The organism is Dyella caseinilytica (assembly GCF_016865235.1).
GTDB classification, from domain to species: domain Bacteria; phylum Pseudomonadota; class Gammaproteobacteria; order Xanthomonadales; family Rhodanobacteraceae; genus Dyella_B; species Dyella_B caseinilytica.
Map to the genome: position 1 here is coordinate 3,982,447 of NZ_CP064030.1, position 16,752 is coordinate 3,999,198.

Annotated in this window: 15 protein-coding genes; 7 read left to right on the forward strand and 8 right to left on the reverse strand. The window is 59.1% G+C overall.

The window, feature by feature from the left end; translation table 11 throughout:
• Positions 1-7 precede the first annotated feature (7 nt).
• Positions 8-469 (reverse strand): DoxX family protein, encoded by a 462-nt coding sequence (locus tag ISN74_RS17540; RefSeq protein ID WP_188800446.1) that lies wholly within the window; start codon positions 467-469, stop codon positions 8-10.
• A gap of 278 nt (positions 470-747) precedes the next feature.
• Here ISN74_RS17540 and bufA2 point away from each other — a divergent pair, with 278 nt between their 5' ends.
• From bufA2 to ISN74_RS17560, 4 genes are all read left to right on the forward strand, one after another.
• Positions 748-1,017: a BufA2 family periplasmic bufferin-type metallophore gene (gene bufA2 / locus ISN74_RS17545; RefSeq protein WP_188800447.1), complete on the forward strand. Its 270-nt coding sequence runs from the start codon at positions 748-750 to the stop codon at positions 1,015-1,017.
• 66 nt (positions 1,018-1,083) lie between these two features.
• A complete protein-coding gene (bufB, locus tag ISN74_RS17550) occupies positions 1,084-1,935 on the forward strand; it encodes an MNIO family bufferin maturase (protein ID WP_188800448.1) in 852 nt (283 codons plus the stop codon).
• Positions 1,932-2,711, forward strand: a complete 780-nt coding sequence (locus ISN74_RS17555; protein WP_188800449.1) for an HvfC/BufC N-terminal domain-containing protein — start codon at positions 1,932-1,934, stop codon at positions 2,709-2,711. Before bufB ends, ISN74_RS17555 begins: the two co-directional genes overlap by 4 nt.
• Positions 2,712-2,782: 71 nt before the next feature.
• Positions 2,783-3,691, forward strand: a complete 909-nt coding sequence (locus ISN74_RS17560; RefSeq protein WP_188800450.1) for an AraC family transcriptional regulator — start codon at positions 2,783-2,785, stop codon at positions 3,689-3,691.
• A 245-nt stretch (positions 3,692-3,936) separates the two neighbouring features.
• On the opposite strand, the gene dcp is transcribed toward ISN74_RS17560, so the two are convergent.
• A complete protein-coding gene (gene dcp / locus ISN74_RS17565; RefSeq protein WP_188800451.1) occupies positions 3,937-6,150 on the reverse strand; it encodes a peptidyl-dipeptidase Dcp in 2,214 nt (737 codons plus the stop codon).
• A 346-nt stretch (positions 6,151-6,496) separates the two neighbouring features.
• Here dcp and ISN74_RS17570 point away from each other — a divergent pair, with 346 nt between their 5' ends.
• The 3 genes from ISN74_RS17570 to ISN74_RS17580 are packed head-to-tail and all read left to right on the forward strand — an operon-like array spanning position 6,497 to position 9,160.
• Positions 6,497-7,117 (forward strand): flavodoxin family protein, encoded by a 621-nt coding sequence (locus ISN74_RS17570; protein WP_338032633.1) that lies wholly within the window; start codon positions 6,497-6,499, stop codon positions 7,115-7,117.
• Complete coding sequence (locus tag ISN74_RS17575; RefSeq protein WP_188800452.1) at positions 7,114-8,610, forward strand: anthranilate synthase component I family protein; 1,497 nt, start codon at positions 7,114-7,116, stop codon at positions 8,608-8,610. The genes ISN74_RS17570 and ISN74_RS17575 overlap by 4 nt, the downstream gene beginning before the upstream one ends.
• The gene (locus tag ISN74_RS17580; protein ID WP_188800453.1) at positions 8,591-9,160 is read left to right on the forward strand and encodes an anthranilate synthase component II; all 570 of its coding nucleotides are present in this window, start codon (positions 8,591-8,593) and stop codon (positions 9,158-9,160) included. The genes ISN74_RS17575 and ISN74_RS17580 overlap by 20 nt, the downstream gene beginning before the upstream one ends.
• 87 nt (positions 9,161-9,247) lie before the next feature.
• On the opposite strand, the gene ISN74_RS17585 is transcribed toward ISN74_RS17580, so the two are convergent.
• The 6 genes from ISN74_RS17585 to mvaD form a co-directional block, all read right to left on the reverse strand.
• Positions 9,248-10,360, reverse strand: a complete 1,113-nt coding sequence (locus ISN74_RS17585) for a glycosyltransferase (protein ID WP_229679345.1) — start codon at positions 10,358-10,360, stop codon at positions 9,248-9,250.
• Positions 10,361-10,378: 18 nt separating this feature from the next.
• Positions 10,379-11,521, reverse strand: a complete 1,143-nt coding sequence (gene hpnH, locus ISN74_RS17590; protein ID WP_188800454.1) for an adenosyl-hopene transferase HpnH — start codon at positions 11,519-11,521, stop codon at positions 10,379-10,381.
• Between the two features lie 134 nt (positions 11,522-11,655).
• A complete protein-coding gene (gene idi, locus ISN74_RS17595) occupies positions 11,656-12,258 on the reverse strand; it encodes an isopentenyl-diphosphate Delta-isomerase (protein ID WP_229679347.1) in 603 nt (200 codons plus the stop codon).
• The gene (locus tag ISN74_RS17600) at positions 12,251-14,530 is read right to left on the reverse strand and encodes a hydroxymethylglutaryl-CoA reductase, degradative (protein ID WP_188800456.1); all 2,280 of its coding nucleotides are present in this window, start codon (positions 14,528-14,530) and stop codon (positions 12,251-12,253) included. The genes idi and ISN74_RS17600 overlap by 8 nt, the downstream gene beginning before the upstream one ends.
• 76 nt (positions 14,531-14,606) lie before the next feature.
• On the reverse strand, positions 14,607-15,710 hold the full coding sequence (locus ISN74_RS17605; protein ID WP_188800457.1) for a mevalonate kinase family protein: 1,104 nt from the start codon (positions 15,708-15,710) through the stop codon (positions 14,607-14,609).
• Entirely contained in the window at positions 15,707-16,735 is a 1,029-nt protein-coding gene (gene mvaD / locus ISN74_RS17610) for a diphosphomevalonate decarboxylase (RefSeq protein WP_188800458.1), read from the reverse strand. The genes ISN74_RS17605 and mvaD overlap by 4 nt, the downstream gene beginning before the upstream one ends.
• Positions 16,736-16,752: the final 17 nt, after the last annotated feature.

Consider the following 16,752-nt stretch of genomic DNA (forward strand, 5'->3'; position numbering starts at 1 on the left):
AGCCGCTCTATTCCTGCGTGCGAATACCCAGCCATCGTGCCACCAGCGTATCCAGGCTGATCTTGCCCGGCCCTGCCATCAGCAGCCAGAAAAAGATCAGCGAATAGACCACCTCGTCGGCTTCGACGTAGTCATCCAATCCCATGAGATTGCTCGACACCACCAGGGTCACCGCAACGATCATGTTGATGATCATCGGGATGGTCACCAGGCGGGTGAACAGTCCAAGCATTATCAGCAGACCGCCCAGTAATTCCGTCCAAGCCGACAGCGCAGCACTGAAGGCCGGGAATGGAATGCCCCAGCCGATGAAGCGCTGGGTGAAACTGTCCAGGTTATGCACTTTGGCAATGCCTGTCTCCAGCCAGAAGTAACCGAAGACCATACGCACCGCCAACGGCCCCAGCCAGCGCCCGTTGTACAGGATCCTGAGCAGACGCGAGCACGTTTCAGCAACAAATTGACGCATTGCACATGTTCCTTTGCATGAAGTGAGCGCATCATGCGCGGGCCCACACCATCCCCGCCATGCCCGTACGTCCAGGCTTTCTTGCCAGGGATCCGGCGACGGCGATATCGCAGGCACACCGGACGATCGGGCATAAAAGTGGGATGCACGGGCGCAGTGGTCCGCAGTGCGAAGCCGCAAAATCACCCTGTCGAGACCGGCAGGCGAAACTTCGCAACCCGGACAAGACATTCCCCAGGCCGCATGGCGGCGAACGAAATCTTTTAGGAGCCATAGACATGAAGATCAAGACAGTCAACGCAACTGCCATGGCCGTGATGGTGGCCGGTCTGTTCGCCGCTGCCACGGCATCGGCCGCACCGGCTGGCGCACCCGCTGGCGACCAGGCCATGGTCAAGTGTGTGAATTCTTCCTCGTGTAAGGGCCAGGGCGCGTGCAAGCAGGCCACCAACTCGTGCAAAGGCCAGAATTCATGCAAGGGCCAGGGCTTCACCATGCAGAAGACCCAGGCTGACTGCACTGCAGCACAGGCCGCCGTGAAGAAATAAGGTTGGCTGCGGGGTGCCCGCGCGGCACCCCGCACTCTCTGCGGACAAATGGGTTATTTCACGACCATGAACACCATTGAGCGTGCCGGTACATTGCCTTATCTCGGCTACGGGCTGGGTTTGCGCACAGAGCATTACGAAGCGCTGCTGGCGGATCCGGGCAAGGTCGAATGGCTGGAAATTGTTTCAGAAAACTTCATGGTGAACGGCGGACTGCCATTGCGCTGGCTGGAACGCTTCCGCGAACGCTTTCCGCTGGTGATGCACGGCGTGTCGATGTCCATCGGCAGCACGGATCCACTGGATGAGGATTATCTCAACCGGCTGGCTACCTTGGCGCAGCGGGTTGAGCCGGCATGGGTATCGGACCATCTTTGCTGGACAGGTGTGCAAGGCGTGAATCTGCATGATCTGATGCCGCTGCCTTATACCGAGGAAGCACTCGAGCACGTCGCAAGCCGGGTTCGGCAAGTGCAGGACAAACTCAAACGGCGCATCGTGCTGGAGAACGTCTCCAGCTACGTGAGCTTCGCCGATTCGCAGCTCACTGAATGGGAATTCCTGGCTGCCTTGGCCGAACGCGCGGACTGCATGATCCTGCTGGACATCAACAACGTGCACGTGAGTGCCATGAATCACGGTTTCCCGCCACTGGAATATCTGCGCGGCATTCCGGTATCGCGCGTGCAGCAGTTTCACCTTGCCGGCTACGAACAAGGTGAACAGCTAATCATTGATACACACGACGCACCGGTTTCCAACGCCGTATGGGAACTGTATGCCGAAGCGGTGCGTCGTTTCGGTCGCGTGTCGACGATGATTGAACGCGACGATCATTTTCCACCACTCGCTGAGCTGAAAGCGGAACTGGAACATGCGCGCGCGCTGGCCGAGCCGCTACTGCGGGATGCTGCATGAATTCCCTGCAAACCCTGCAACAACAGATGCTGCAAGCGGTGCTTGCGGAGAAAGCGCCGCCGCTGTCCATCGTTCGTCACGATGACATTGCCGACGTCGGCAGCCGACTTGCCGTCTATCGGCACGGCTATCGCATTCGCTTGCGCGATGCCTTGAAGAACGAGTTCATCGGCCTGCGCGATATGGCCGGGAAGCGATTTGACACCTTGCTGGACAAGTATATCGCCGCACACCCTTCGGAGCACTACAACATTCGCTGGTACGGCGCCGGTCTTGCCGCCTTCCTCGACTATGCGCATCCGTGGCGCGAGAAACCCCAACTGGCCGAGATGGCACGACTGGATTGGGCCATTTCGATGGCATTCGATGCCGCCAATGAGTCGAGCGCAAGCGTCGCCGACCTGTCCGCCATCTCACCTGATGCGTGGCCGGGCCTGCGCCTGTCGCTGCAACGAAACCTGCATGTTCTGACTTGCCGCTACAACACCGCTGCATTTCGGCGTGCCGCTGACCGCAGTGACAAGCGGCCGCACCTGCGCCGCTTCAGGGATCCGCGCCAGCTGTTGGTATGGCGCAAGGATACGACGGTCCACTACCGCCCATTGGAAGAGGACGAATGGCAGGTCCTGAGCGCGACGATCCAGGGAGAACCCTTTGCGGCGCTGTGCGAACGCCTGACCCACCTTCATGGGGCCGCCACCGCCCTGCCGCGCATGGTGACCCTGGTTCAGGGCTGGCTGGAAGCTGGGCTGATTCGCGCCGTTGAGCCTGGCTGACAGGCCCTGTGTAACCGGTGCCCGGCTCCAGCGAAGGATGGGTATAGCGCCCCGTCACGGAAGCCGTACCCATGTACACCGAGCATCACGCCGTCCAAGCGAAGCCCAGACATCCGGGGCTGATCGCACCAGCACTGGAAGCACTGCTCAATCAGTCAATGCTGCGGGTCGAGGTCGTTGCCGAAGAGCAGTACTGTGGCGCCTGGTTTGTGGACGAACCCCGTTACGAATGTGGCGTTTTCCATCTGGTTGGCGCTGGCGATTGCCTGATCGAATGCGATGCACTGAGTGAAACGTGGGTTCTGCAAGCCGGCGATCTGGTCGTGTTCCCGCATGGCGATCCGCATCGCCTGAGCGCATGTAACGGTCACGATGACATCCCTACCAGCATGATTTGTGGGGAGCTGCACTTTTCCCATACCCGGCACCCGCTTAGCCACGCCCTTCCGATTTGCTTTGTTGTCCGCGCCGCCCAAGCCGATGCCGTATTCCAAGACCTCTCGGCCATGATGGTGGAAGTGGCCAACTCCCATCTTCCCGGGCGACAGGTCTTGTTGAACAAGCTCGCCGATACGCTTTTCACCCTCGCGGTGTGCGATTACGCCCACCGCAATAGCGATCATCAGGGGCTATTCGCAGCACTCGCCGACGGCCGTATCTGCAAGGTGCTTCGCGCTGTGCATGAAACACCAGGCTGCGCATGGACCATGCAATCCATGGCATCCCTCGCCTGCATGTCGCGCTCTGCATTCGCCGAGCGCTTCGCGCAGCTGATGAAAATGCCGCCGATGCAGTACGTGACGCAGTGGCGTGTAAGCGTTGCCGAACGCATGCTGCGCGATCAGCGGCTGTCTGTGGCGATGATTGCCGAACAACTGGGCTATAGCAGCGAAGCTGCATTCAGGCGGCTTTTCAAGCGTATCAGTGGCATTGGCCCTGGACGAATTCGCCACGAAAGCATAGAGCACACCTTGAATTGAACCATGCGGCAAACGCAAGGTGATTCGTGGCCGAAATAAAACTTGATGGGTGTCGAACCCTAACGGAGCCTCAAAGCCACATGCGTCATTCTCGCGAAAGCGAGAGTCCAGTGCATTTGTACATCAAGTCGCTGGATCCCTGCCTTCGCCGGGATGACGATGAGGTATGACTGAAGTTCGACGCTGACCAGGCAACAAAAAAAGGGGCCGGCAAGCCGACCCCTTTTCCATAGCTACAAGCGATATTACTTCGCCGGCGCCTGCTTCAGACCGCGATCGATCAGCATCGGCTCGATGCTCGGATCCTGACCGCGCCAGTTCTTGTAGAGCTTGGAGAGCTCAACCGTGTTACCGCGCGAGAGAATCAAGTCGCGGAAGTGGTCGCCGTTTTCACGGGTCAGGCCACCATGTTCCTTGAAGTTCTCAAACGCATCGTCGGCGAGCATCTGTGTCCACAGATAGGCGTAATAGCCGGCCGAGTAGCCATTGCTCCAGATGTGCAGGAAGTAGCTGGAACGATAGCGCGGCGGCACGTAGGAAAGGTCTACGCCATCCTTCTTCAGCGCGGCAGTTTCAAAGGCATCGGCATCCTGCTTGGGCTCGTCCGCACTGATCATGTGCCAGTTCATGTCGAGCATCGCGGCAGCGACCAGCTCGGTCATGTCGTAGCCCTTATTGAACAAGCCGGCCTTCTTGACCTTGTCGACCAGCTCCTGCGGCATCGGTTCGCCGGTCTTGTAGTTCTTCGCGTAGTTGGCGAAGACCTTCGGATCGGTCGCCCAATGTTCGTTGAACTGCGACGGGAACTCGACGAAATCGCGCGCGGTGGCCGTACCGGACAGGGTCGGATACTGCACGTCAGAGAACAGACCGTGCAAGCCATGGCCGAATTCGTGGAACATGGTGATCACGTCATCCATCGACAGCAGCGCAGGCTGGCCGTCGGCGGGCTTGGTGAAGTTGGCGACGTTGTAAATCACCGGCTTGGTACCGATCAGCTTGGACTGGCCAACAAAGTTGTCCATCCAGGCGCCGCCGTTCTTGTTGTCGCGCTTGAAGTAGTCGAAGTAGAACAGGGCCAGCGACTTGCCGTCCTTGTCGAACACTTCGAACACGCGCACATCCGGGTTGTAAACCGGAATGTCCTTGCGTTCCTTGAAGGTCAGGCCGTAGAGCTGGTTGGCCGCGTAGAACACGCCGTTCTGCAGCACGTTATTGAGTTCGAAATACGGCTTGATCTGCGAGTCGTCGAGATCGTATTTCGCCTTGCGCACTTCTTCGGCGTAATGCTCCCAATCCCACGGTTCAAGCTTGAAAGTGGGCTGGTGCAGCGCGGCCTGATCTTTGTCGATCTGCTTCTGGATGTCAGCCGCTTCGACCTTGGCGCGCGCCACGGCAGCCGGTGCGAGCTTGTCCATGAAGCTCATCACCGTCTCCGGCTTCTCCGCCATCTGGTCTTCCAGCGTCCAGGCGGCGAAGTTCGGGAAACCAATCAGCTTGGCTTCTTGCGCACGCAACTGGGCGAGGCGCGTAATGATGTCGCGCGTGTCGTTTGCATCACCCTTTTCGGCGCGCGTCCACGACGCTTCGAACAGCGCCTGGCGCGTGGGGCGATCGGTCAGATCCTGCAGCAGCGGTTGCTGCGTGGTGTTCTGCAAGGTGAGCACCCACTTGCCATCCAGATGACGATCCTTGGCGGCTTGCGCAGCGGCGGCGACGTCTTCATCGGAAAGACCGGCAAGCTTGCTCTTGTCGTCAACGACCAACGCGCCGTCCTTGCCGGCAGCGAGCAGCTTGTTGTTGAACTGCGCTTCGAGGCTGGCTTCTTCCTTGTTGAAATCCTTCAGCTTGGCCTTGTCCGCATCGGACAGCTTGGCACCGGCCATCACGAATTGACGGTAGACCACTTCGATAAGACGCTGCGATTCGGGATCGAGCTTGAGCGAGTCACGCTGGTCGTACACGGCCTGGACGCGCTGGAACAACTTGTCATTGAGATGGATCGCATCGGCGTGCGCGGCGAGCTTGGGAGCTTCTTCTTCCTGTACCTTCTGCAGCGCGTCGTCGGTGTTGGCGGCAGTGACGCCGTTGAACACCATCATCACGCGATTGAGCAGAACGCCGGTTTTCTCCAGCGCCACATAGGTGTTCTCGAACGTCGCCGGCTCCGGGTTATTGGCAATCTTGTCGACTTCGGCGAGCTGCTGCTTCATGCCCTCTTCGATCGCCGGCTGGTAGTCGCTGTCCTTGATCTTGTCGAACGGCGGCGCCTGATAGGGCAGCGTGCTGGCGGTGAAGAACGGATTGGCGGCCGGCGCTTCTGCGGCAGCCGTCGTCGATGCCTTGGCGGGCGCACTGCCGGAGGCGGCGGGAGCTGAGCTGCCGGCGTTATTGGGCGACTGGGAACAGGCAGCGAGTGCGACCGACATAGCAATCGCAAGGATACGAAGACGAGGCATGAAAGCTCCCCAAAAGGTAGGCCCATCTAGTGGACGGAATCAGGTAGCTGTCGACTGTAGCCAGACGCCCCGTATCTTCCAAGCCTTACTTCCCTCCCATGACTGTTTTGGGACGTCAGCGGCCGACTTGGCAGCTCGAATTCACCCGACATGCCCCACGTAACCTGCCTGCCTGGTACATCGTCATCTCCTTACCTACTCCAGGCTTGCGTGACCACTGCCCACTCCATGGCCGGAATGCCAGCATTGCCGATCTGACCATGCCCCTCAGCGGGGGCCTTACTCGCTCTACTACTCGCCTTGGCCCAGAGATGGCATACACGAAGAAAGCGATCGTCATATCGGGATCCCCCAGGATGGGCGGCATCACGGCCACCGTTCCGAAACCATTCGGTCAAAGCTCGAAGCCAAGGGATATCCGACGCAGGTCATTCATTTGGCTAGCAAGCGCATTTCATCTTGTGATGGTTGCGAGCGACCAGGCGAGGGTTGCAACTACAGAACGATCCCATGCACCAAACAAGATGACATGACAGCCATCATTCCCGCGATGATCGAAGCGGATATCCTGATTTACGCCTGCCCGGTCCATGCATTTGGCACGTCGAACCTTATGCAACTTTTCCTGGAGCGGGCAGGCGTTGGCTACCTTCGATTCAACAGGCCACTTGCCAACAAGATCGGCGGCATTGTAATCGTTGGCCGGAAATACAATCTGGGAAACGTACACGACCAGATCCTTAACAACATGCTTCTCAATCGAATGATCGTTCCTGGATCGGGCTTTCCCGTCCTGGTACATGGCGACGAGTCCACCAGATCCATTCCCGACGCCGAAGAGATCGTCGCGCTCGACCAGCTTCTTGATCGGCTAGTGGAAGTAAGTGCATCGATCAATACACAGATGCTCCGAACTGAGTGGGAAAACGAACGCCAATTGATCTCGAGGGCCAGGCAAGAACCATGAATAACCAAATCGAAGTACGATCCGTCGTTCGCCAGCTTCCTCATTTTCTTGACAGTTTCAAAGTCCATCGTGTATTTCGAGATTTCTTTAACGATGAAGACCTTTTCCTCCTCGAATCTCTATCTGGTCCAGCCAAGGATTGCACGCAATCCGTGATCGGTTACAACAGGATCATTTCCATCAAATGGAATGATGGAATGCTTGCTCTCTCGGGGAAGCAGCAGGTCATCGACTTGATCGCTAAGCATCCTGCATGGCAAAACCTCCCAAGGCAAGGTAGAGCCATCGATTTTGGACGCGGAGCGAGCCTCTTCGACGCCCTTCGTAGCATCGAGACAATGTTCATCGCCAGCTCAAACAAAGCTCGTCCCTCCTCGCCCGGACTCGGCTTTTTTGGCTATATCGGGTATGACGCCATTTTCTCGATCGAGAAAATACCAAAATGCATAGATCGAAGAGGCTGCGAGGACGAAGCGCAACTGGCCATCTACGAAGGCATCATCCACACCCAACTGGACAGGTCATCATCATCGCTGACTGTCAATACGTGCCCATTATGGGAGGCCACGCCCATTGACCACATCCTGGCGTCCATGGACAGCAACCCGGCCATCGAAAGCGATTCATACAACTACACATTCGAAAGCCTGCCAACTGTCAGTCGAAACACTTACCTTTCGTGGGTTAACAAAGCCAAACGCCACATCAGTATCGGCGACATCTACCAGATACAGCTTGGCCATGAAATTAGGATCGACGCCACTATTCCACCCATCGAAACGTATCGCCGGCTTAGAAAGTTCAATCCATCGCCTTACATGTACTACTTCGGCACAGAGGACGGAATGACCGTTGCTGGCGCAAGCCCCGAATTATTCGTCTCGCTTGATCACTCACGAAAAGTTCAAATGCGCCCCATTGCAGGAACTGCCAGAAAAGGCACTTCCGAGGCTGAAAATAAATCGATCACCGCGACTCTTCTTTCCGATGAAAAGGAATGCGCTGAACATCTTATGCTCGTGGATCTGTGCAGGAATGATGTATCCCGTGTCTGCGATGCCAGCACCCTGAATGTCGACGAACTAATGGTGACCGAAGCCTACTCTCACGTTATTCATATTGTCTCCAACGTCTCTGGATACCTCAGGACAAGCAAGGACAAATACGACCTTGTTGCCGCGACATTCCCCGCCGGCACCATGACCGGAACACCAAAGATAAGAGCCGTCGAAATCATTGAAGATACAGAAATATCTTCCCGCGGCATCTATGCTGGCTGTATCGGCTTTTTCGGCTTCGACAACACGATGGTCACAGCACTTTGCATTCGCACAACAACATGGCGCAATGGGCGTTACAGCATTCGCGCATCCGGCGGCGTGGTCGAAGACTCCACTCCGGAAGGTGAGTGGAACGAGACCATCAGCAAGCTCAGCTCGCCGTACTTTGCCATTACCAACAAGGACCTAAGAAGTGAAGACTTTACTTGTTGATGCTTACGACAGCTTCGTTCACATCATTGCGAACTACCTCGAAGTTCTTGGTCTTCAACCCGATGTCGTCCGGTGCAATGAAATCGATGTAGCTGCTATCGGGGCAAACTACCAAAGTATCGTGCTCGGTCCGGGACCAGGACACCCTAGAGAAAGCGGCTATCTGAACATTCTCTCCGCGCATGAAGGAAAGCTCCCCATTTTTGGCGTATGTCTTGGCATGCAGGCTATCGCTGAGTACTACGGTGTACCTGTCGTCCAAGCCGCACACCGGCGACACGGCAAAGTCAGCACGGTCGAACATACGTCACAGGGCTGCTTCATGGGACTCCCATCACCGATGGAGGTTACACGCTATCATTCGCTGGTCGCCGATAGGGCGCAGCTCCCGAGCAGCATGCTCGATGTCACGGCCGAATCGCTTGACGACCATTACGTCATGGGACTTAAGCATCGCACGCATCCCATTGAGGGTGTGCAATTTCATCCCGAAAGCGTTACGACACCGCATGGCCTTGATCTGATCAGAAATGCTTTGCTCAGCCATTAAGGCGAAGTTGCCGCAACACAGACCCCAGAGTTATTGCACTACATGCGAGTAGCATCTCTCCGTCACCATAGCTACATTAATCGAGCCTCAGTGAGTGCTATAGGTGCGATCTTTCCAGCGCGAACGCACGCCACGCCAGTAACGGATGGCCGAGCTCCAGGTCATGCCCAGATAGAGCACGGCACCGAACGGCAGCAGCAGCGCCCACGTCAACCGCATATGGTAATAGCGCAGCATGGGTAGGTAGCTCAGCATCATGGCCACCAGGGCGATCAACCCCAGACGCCAGGCCGATGCAGAGGCCAGGAGCAGGAAAGGCAGGCCGTAGGCCAGCGCAAAAAGCACCGTCACCACCAGCAGCAGTGCGGTGGAATAGCCCAATTGGGTGAACGCGGAGCGCGCCACCATGTCGTGGATCGAACGCAGCGTGCCATACGGGCGCAGACTCACTACGTCACGGCTGAGGCCCAGCCAGGTGCGATAGCCAGCATTCTTGACCTGCCGCGCAAGCGTGCAGTCGTCGATCAGCGCATTGCGCAGGCTGGCAAAGGCGCCGGCACGCTGCAGTGCCTCGGTGTCGACCAGGATGCAACCACCCGCCGCCGCCGCCACCAGGCGGGACGATGAGTTCGAAATCGAAAAGGGATACAGCAGCTTGAAGTAGTACACGAACGCCGGCAGCAGCAGGCGATCCCAGAAGCTGGTGCGGCGCAGATCAGCCATCAGTGAGACGAACTGGCGATTGTCACGACGCTTGTGCGCCAACAGCGCGCCCAGCAAACCGGGCTGAAGCTGGATATCGGCATCCAGCAGCAGGGTGATTGGCGTCTTGACCTGCGACTTGCCCTGCTCCAGCGCCCACAGCTTGCCCGCCCAACCTTCGGGCAGAGGCTGGCCGCGAATGACGCGAGTGTTTGGGAAGGAAGCGGCGATTTCCGCCGTCTCGTCGCTGGACTGGTCGTCCACCACGATCACCTGCAAACCACTGCCCTGCGATTGCAGGCCAGCGAGCGTAAGGCCGATCACGTCGGCCTCGTTGCGTGCAGGAATGAGCACGGTGATCTCGCTGAGATCAGCCGATCCGGCATTCGGATCGGCTTCAATGCGCTCGCGGGTACTCCAGGGCCGCCACGGTACCAGCAGCAGGCCCACCCACATCAACACCGGCAGCGACGCGGCCACCCACTCGACCATGCTCATTGGTGACCGCGTTCGGCGTCAGTGGTTGGCGTCGGCGCCGGTCGACGAATCGCGACGCTGGATCGAGCTGATCGGAATGTGGATCGCGGTGGCATCGGCACGATTGCCGTATTTCACCGGCAGATCCGGTGCCATCGGGCCATCGGTGCGGGGACCGAACATCGACACCTTCAGCGCCTTCAGCGGATGGGCGAACATGTCGTCCACGGCCGTGCCTTCAAAGCCGCAGTGCGCCATGCAGTTGTCGCACTTCGGGTTGATGCCCACGCCGTACTTTTCCCACTCGGTGTCTTCCATCAACTCCTTGTAGGTCTTGGCGTAGCCTTCATCCACCAGCAGGTAGCAGGGTTTCTGCCAGCCGAAGATGTTGTAGGTCGGGTTGGACCACGGCGTGCACTGGTAAGACTGGTTGCCGGCGATGAAGTCCACGAACATCGCCGACTGGTTGAACGCCCACTTGCGCTTGCGTTCCTTGCCGATCTTGAAAATGTTGCGGAACAGCTGCTTGCTTTCGCTGCGGCCGAGGAACACGTCCTGGCGCGGCGCATGCTGGTAGCTATAGCCCGGCGACACCGTGATGCCTTCCACGCCCAGTTCCATCGCGTAGTCGAAGAAGTCGGCGACTTCTTCCGGCGGCTCGCTGTTGAACAGCGTGCAGTTCACCGTGACGCGGAAACCCTTGGACAGCGCCAGCTTGATCGCGGCGACGGCCTTGTCGAACACGCCGTCCATGCAAACGGATTTGTCGTGCTGCTTTTCCAGGCCGTCCAGATGCACCGACCAGGTGAAGTACGGCGACGGCTTGTATTCGTCGATGTGCTTGGGCATCAAGATGGCGTTGGTGCACAGGTACACGAACTTCTTGCGTGCCACGATGCCTTCAACGATCTTCGGCAGATCCTTGTGGATGAGCGGCTCGCCACCCGGGATGGACACCACCGGTGCATCGCACTCATCGACGGCAGCCAGCGCCTGCTCGACGCTCATGCGCTTCTGCAGGATTTCTTTGGGCTGATCGATCTTGCCGCAGCCGGCGCAGGCCAGATTGCACTGGAACAGCGGCTCCAACATCATCGCCAACGGGTAACGCTTCTGACCGCTCAGCTTTTTGCCGAGGATGTAACGCGCGATCGTGGTTTGCTGAATAAGAGGAATACCCAAAGGATTCTCCAGTACGTCAATGCCGCGGATGCTTGCCGATCGCCATCTGGCGCGGGTTGCACATCGTTGAGCTATAAGTTTTTACAGGGATTCAGTATAAGCCACCTGGGTGGCCGCTGTTATTCCTGCCCTGCCTAACCCTTGGACAAGGGGGCGAACACGTGAGCGTGCTCACGCCGGATTCGCTCCCATTCGATCTTGAACCAAGGGGTAAAGGCCTCAGGTTTGGCTGCCATTTCCGCGTCGAGCGCGTCGGGCGAGATATAGCGCAAACCTGAAATCTCGTTCACATTCACGGTCGGCGCGTCGTCACTGCGACCCGCATAGACCCAGCACAACTCGTGCTCAGCACCGTCCGCATCGAACTGCGCGTGGTACTCGAACTTGAATAGATACTGCAGCTCGCAGGCCAGACCCAATTCTTCCTTCAGGCGGCGATGAATGGCGGTGTCCACCGTCTCGCCGCGACGCGGATGACTGCAGCAGGTGTTGGACCAGAAGCCTGGCCACAAGCGCTTGCCCGGCGCGCGCTGCTGCAACAGCAGCTCGCCCTTCGCGTTGAACACGAACAGCGAGAAGGCACGGTGCAACGTGCCCTCGCCTTCATGCGCCGAGGCCTTGTCGAGGAAGCCGACTTCACGGTCCTCGTGATCGACCAGCACCAGGGGTTCGTCGTCGAAGGACACGATTTCGTTCGAGTCGCGCCACTCCTGACGCTCGAGCTCTTGGTTATCCAATGTCCACCTCCATCGCCTGGTAACCGGCATCGCGCATGGCGGCCGCTACCTTTTCACGGTTCTGCGGGCACAGTGCGACGATCGATCCGCCACCACCACCGCCCGTGAGCTTAGCGCCGAGTGCGCCGTGTTCACGTGCAATCTGCACCAGTTCTTCCACTTCCCAGCTCGATACGCGCAAGGCATTGAGCAGACCGTGGCAGATGTTCATCAAGTCGCCAAGACGTTCCAGATCGTATTGCTGCATGGCTTCCATACCTTGCAGCGTGAGGCCATCGATCTGTTGGAAGATGCCGTCATACAGCACTGGATTGCGCTGCCATGCCGTGCGCACCTTGCCAACCGTTACCGCGGTGAGGCTTTCCTTGCCGCTGATACCAATCACGATCGGAATGCGCTTGGGCAGGTGCAATTCACGCACCATCGGCGCGTCACCCTTCTTGCTGGCGCGCTTGTACAGCAGCGGCTTGCCGTAGGTGGCCACCGTGTTGTCGATACCCGAGGCCGAACCGTGTGCAACTTCTTCGCAACGGAACGCCAACGCGTTGATTTCTTCGTCGCCCAGGCCCAGCTTGTAGTGCTGGTCGAGCGCGCGGATCACCGCCACTGCCATCGCCGCCGAACCACCCAGTCCCATCGCACGCGGCACGTTCGGGAACACTTCGATGCGCATGGAGCGCTCGGTGAGTTCCAGCGTGTCGAAGATGATGCCGAGCGAGCGCTGGAAGGAGTCGCGATGCGCCGGATCACGGTGCAGGCGATATTCCACACCCCAGCGCGGAATGAACATATCCACGCCACCGGACTTGGTGTCCTGCGCCACCGCACGCACAGCCAGCGGCACCGGAGCGGCAATCGCATGGCTGCCGTAAACGACGGCATGCTCACCCAGAAGGATGATCTTGCCGTGACCGCAGGCGCGATGATCGACGGCCGACTGCTCCGTGACATCCGGCACACCGCGCGACTCCTTGCGGACCTGATCGACGATTTCCTGGGCCTTCCAGATCTTGATCTCGCCGCTTTCCACCAGTCGCTCCACTACGGTGTCGAAGATTTCCGCAGTTGCGCCTGCGGCGACGGCGACACTGCGAGCGTGCAGTGTCATGTGACCTTGCTGGATGCCTTCGGTGACCAGCGCACGCAGCGCAGAGAAGTTCTGCGCCAGACCGACCGCGCCCATGATTTCCGCCAGCTCACGCGCCGTCTTGACGCCGAGCAGGCGCAGGTTGAGCGCCACCGTGGCGTTGGATTGCAGCGGACCACCGACGGTACCGACCTTCATCGGGATATCGAGCTCGCCGATCAGTTCACCCTTCTCACCTTTGTACCAACGTGTGAGCGAGGTGTAACGGCCGCCGCGCGCAGCGTAAGCGTGCGCAGCCGCTTCGATCGCGCGCCAGTCATTGCCGGTCGCCAGCGCAACGGCATCGACACCATTCATGATGCCTTTGTTGTGTGTCGCTGCACGGTAAGGATCGATGCTGGCAAATTCGTTCGCGAGCACGATGCCATCGCGCACTTCTTCGCCGGTGAAGCCCTTGCCGGTGAGATTCTCAACGGGAATCACGCAGCGCGCGCGCACCATCGAGCGATCGGTCAAGTTGGAAAGAATGCGCAGGAAGACGCGGCCGCCAGTCATGGTTTCCACCAGCGAGGCGACGCCTTCGCACATGGTGTTAACCAGGTTGGCGCCCATCGCGTCGCGCGTATCGACCAACAGGTGCACCACCAGCATGTCGCCGCCTTCGGGGCGCGGATGCACGTGCACTTCCAGATCCTGTGCGCCACCACCACGCGCCACCATCTGCGGATGCAGACTGTTGGCGAGATTGAGCAGCTCATCTTTACGTTGCAACAGCGCGGCCTTGGCGTGCGCAAGATGCGGCACGTCCACCACCTGCACCTGGCCGATCAGCACCGGCTCGGTGCTCTCGACGGTAAAGCCGCCGGTGCCACGCACGACTTTGGCAGCCGAGGACAACGCGGCAACGATCGACGGTTCTTCCACCACCAACGGCACGATGTAGTCGCGATGGTTGACCAGGAAGTTGAGCCCAAGGCCGACCGGCAGACCCATCACGCCGACGACGTTCTCGATCATCTTGTCGGCTTTGTGGATCTTCAGCGTGTGCTCGCCGGAGACCAGCGACTGATAATCCTCGGCCGATAGCCAGCCGCGCTCATGCATAACGCGAACACGGTCAGAGACCGAAAGCTTGTAGAAAGCGGGAAATCGGGACCGTTCGGCACTCGATGATTCGGCGCTCATACCGTAAGCACTCCGTATAGGTCGTAGGTCATGCACCCCAACGTCAGGTCGTTGTGTGCAGCACGAACGTTAGCGATCACGTCAAAATCCTGGTGGGGGGAAGATTTGGCGTCTGACGCATATGGCTGCTGATCCCATGAGAATCAAGTCCCAGGGGCACGACATGCATGCCGGCCGAAACAATGGCGCGTTCAAATGTCGCCAACCTTTCTGCATTGTCGGCAAAAACGACGCCGAAGTCGCCACCTGCGCCGCAGGGCTTATAGCTGACACCAGCCTGAGATGCCATATCCGCCAGCTTTTTCTGCTCGGGCGAATAGATCTCCAGACCGCATGCATGGCCAAAGGCTTGCAGGGCTGATGCGTAGTCATCCGTAAGCCGGATGAAAGACTCAGCATCCTTGCGGTCCAGCGCCTTCAGCGCTGCGTCGGAAAGATGCCCCAACTCACTCATATGCGATGTGTAATCAGCAGCACGATGCTCCCGCCATTGGGCAAGTCGCTGCAGAAAATCATGGGTCGAGACCGATTGCCCCGACCACACGAACAAGCAATGCACGCCAGCCATCGGCCACTGTAGCGAGGTGAAGGTGGGTTCACGCGCCTGTCCCACTAACTGGTAGCGGATCAATCCGCCGGCCACGCTGGCAGCAACATCCACGCCACTGCCACGACCACCTTGCCAGCCGCCGTGCATATGAAAAAGACGGCGCAGCCACTGCGTGCGATCACTCAACACGTCGGCATGACCAGCCAGTGCTGCCAATGCAGAGGCGAGCGCAACAGTCAGTGCAGCACTGGAACCCAGTCCCAGTTTGGCGCGCGGCTCGCTGTCTGCATGGAAGAAACCGGATGTATCCAGATGCAGGCTGAAGCCCCCAGCGTTAACCGGAGCCAGGCCTTCGCGCACCAGCCCCTGCCACACGTGTTCGACCAGCGAAAGCTTGCCTGCCGTGGTCGCATCACACTGCCAGCGCCACGTGCTGCCATCGATCACCGCGTGTGCATCGCTGATGCCAAGATCCGGTGCATGCACATGGCATACACGATCTTCGTGCGTCTCGATGCGCACATTCGCGCGACGATCCACCGCCAACACCAGCGCCGGCGCACCTTCCAGTACGGCGTACTCGCCCAGCAAAACCAGCTTGCCGGGGGCGCTTGCGGTGAGTTCCATCATGTCGCCAGCTCGCTCGCCGGTATCGCGCGCGCGCCGGCCCCGAGGCCGGTATCGAGCACATCGAGCACACCGGGCACATCGGCCAGCGCCGCCTTCACTTGCTCGATCGCCGACGGCGCACAGACCGCTTTCAATTGCGGACCCGCATCCACGGTGAAGAACACCGGCACCCCTTGCTGACGCAACGCACGCACACGATGCATGCACTCCACTGTGGTGCCGTTCCAATAGAGCAAGCCAGGCTGTGACGCCATGGCCAGCGCGTGCATCTTGAGGCAGCTGTATTCGGAAATCGCCGCAAGCGCGTCGAAATCTCGCGCAAGAATGGCATTGCGCGCGACATCCAGATCGGCTTCCTGCGTATCGATCCAAGCCGATTGATAAGGCGACGTCTGCGCCGTACGGCACATGCCTTCAGTGGAACCAATCTGCTTGGCAGCCCTGGACGTAATCGCCACCGCCACGCGCAGTGGCCATGCGTCGGCATCAAGCAACGGACGCGCCACCGAATCGGTGCCATCGGCAAGCTGGCCGTGCGCCCATTCCACATAACCGCCGAAGATGGAGCGTGCAGCCGAACCGGAGCAACGGCGCGCCAGCACCGATTGCTCTGCCAGACTCAGCTCAAGACCCAGTGCACGCGCGCCGGCATGCACCAACGCGGCAAAACCCGAGGCCGAAGAGGCCAGGCCAGCGGCGGTGGGAAAGTTGTTTTGGCTTGCTACTTCGGCGCCGTAGTCCACACCGGCGCGCTGCCGCAGGAGATCCATGCAGGCAGTGACACGCTTGGCCTCAGCTTCATCGCTGCGGCCGTTGAGGCTGACCACATCGTGCTTTTGCCCCGGCACGAAACGCACGTCGGTGCGCGTCCACAGGCTGTCGAGCGTAATGGAGATGGAACCGACCACCGGCAGGTTGAGCGCGGTATCCCGCTTGCCCCAGTACTTGACCAGCGCGATGTTCGGCTGGGCTTGCGAGGCAGCATGCAGGGCTCCGGATGCATCGGCGCGTGGTTCGAAATTCATACGTCTCGCAGGGGAAG

What these genes read in the sequence shown, in the direction of transcription:
- ISN74_RS17575 (WP_188800452.1), top strand. Translation starts at nt 7,114, where the DNA reads ATGAATAACCAAATCGAAGTACGATCCGTCGTTCGCCAGCTTCCTCAT.
- ISN74_RS17600 (WP_188800456.1), bottom strand. Translation starts at nt 14,530, where the DNA reads ATGAGCGCCGAATCATCGAGTGCCGAACGGTCCCGATTTCCCGCTTTC.
- mvaD (WP_188800458.1), bottom strand. Translation starts at nt 16,735, where the DNA reads ATGAATTTCGAACCACGCGCCGATGCATCCGGAGCCCTGCATGCTGCC.
- dcp (WP_188800451.1), bottom strand. Translation starts at nt 6,150, where the DNA reads ATGCCTCGTCTTCGTATCCTTGCGATTGCTATGTCGGTCGCACTCGCT.
- bufB (WP_188800448.1), top strand. Translation starts at nt 1,084, where the DNA reads ATGAACACCATTGAGCGTGCCGGTACATTGCCTTATCTCGGCTACGGG.
- ISN74_RS17605 (WP_188800457.1), bottom strand. Translation starts at nt 15,710, where the DNA reads ATGATGGAACTCACCGCAAGCGCCCCCGGCAAGCTGGTTTTGCTGGGC.
- ISN74_RS17560 (WP_188800450.1), top strand. Translation starts at nt 2,783, where the DNA reads ATGTACACCGAGCATCACGCCGTCCAAGCGAAGCCCAGACATCCGGGG.
- ISN74_RS17555 (WP_188800449.1), top strand. Translation starts at nt 1,932, where the DNA reads ATGAATTCCCTGCAAACCCTGCAACAACAGATGCTGCAAGCGGTGCTT.
- ISN74_RS17540 (WP_188800446.1), bottom strand. Translation starts at nt 469, where the DNA reads ATGCGTCAATTTGTTGCTGAAACGTGCTCGCGTCTGCTCAGGATCCTG.
- ISN74_RS17585 (WP_229679345.1), bottom strand. Translation starts at nt 10,360, where the DNA reads ATGAGCATGGTCGAGTGGGTGGCCGCGTCGCTGCCGGTGTTGATGTGG.
- bufA2 (WP_188800447.1), top strand. Translation starts at nt 748, where the DNA reads ATGAAGATCAAGACAGTCAACGCAACTGCCATGGCCGTGATGGTGGCC.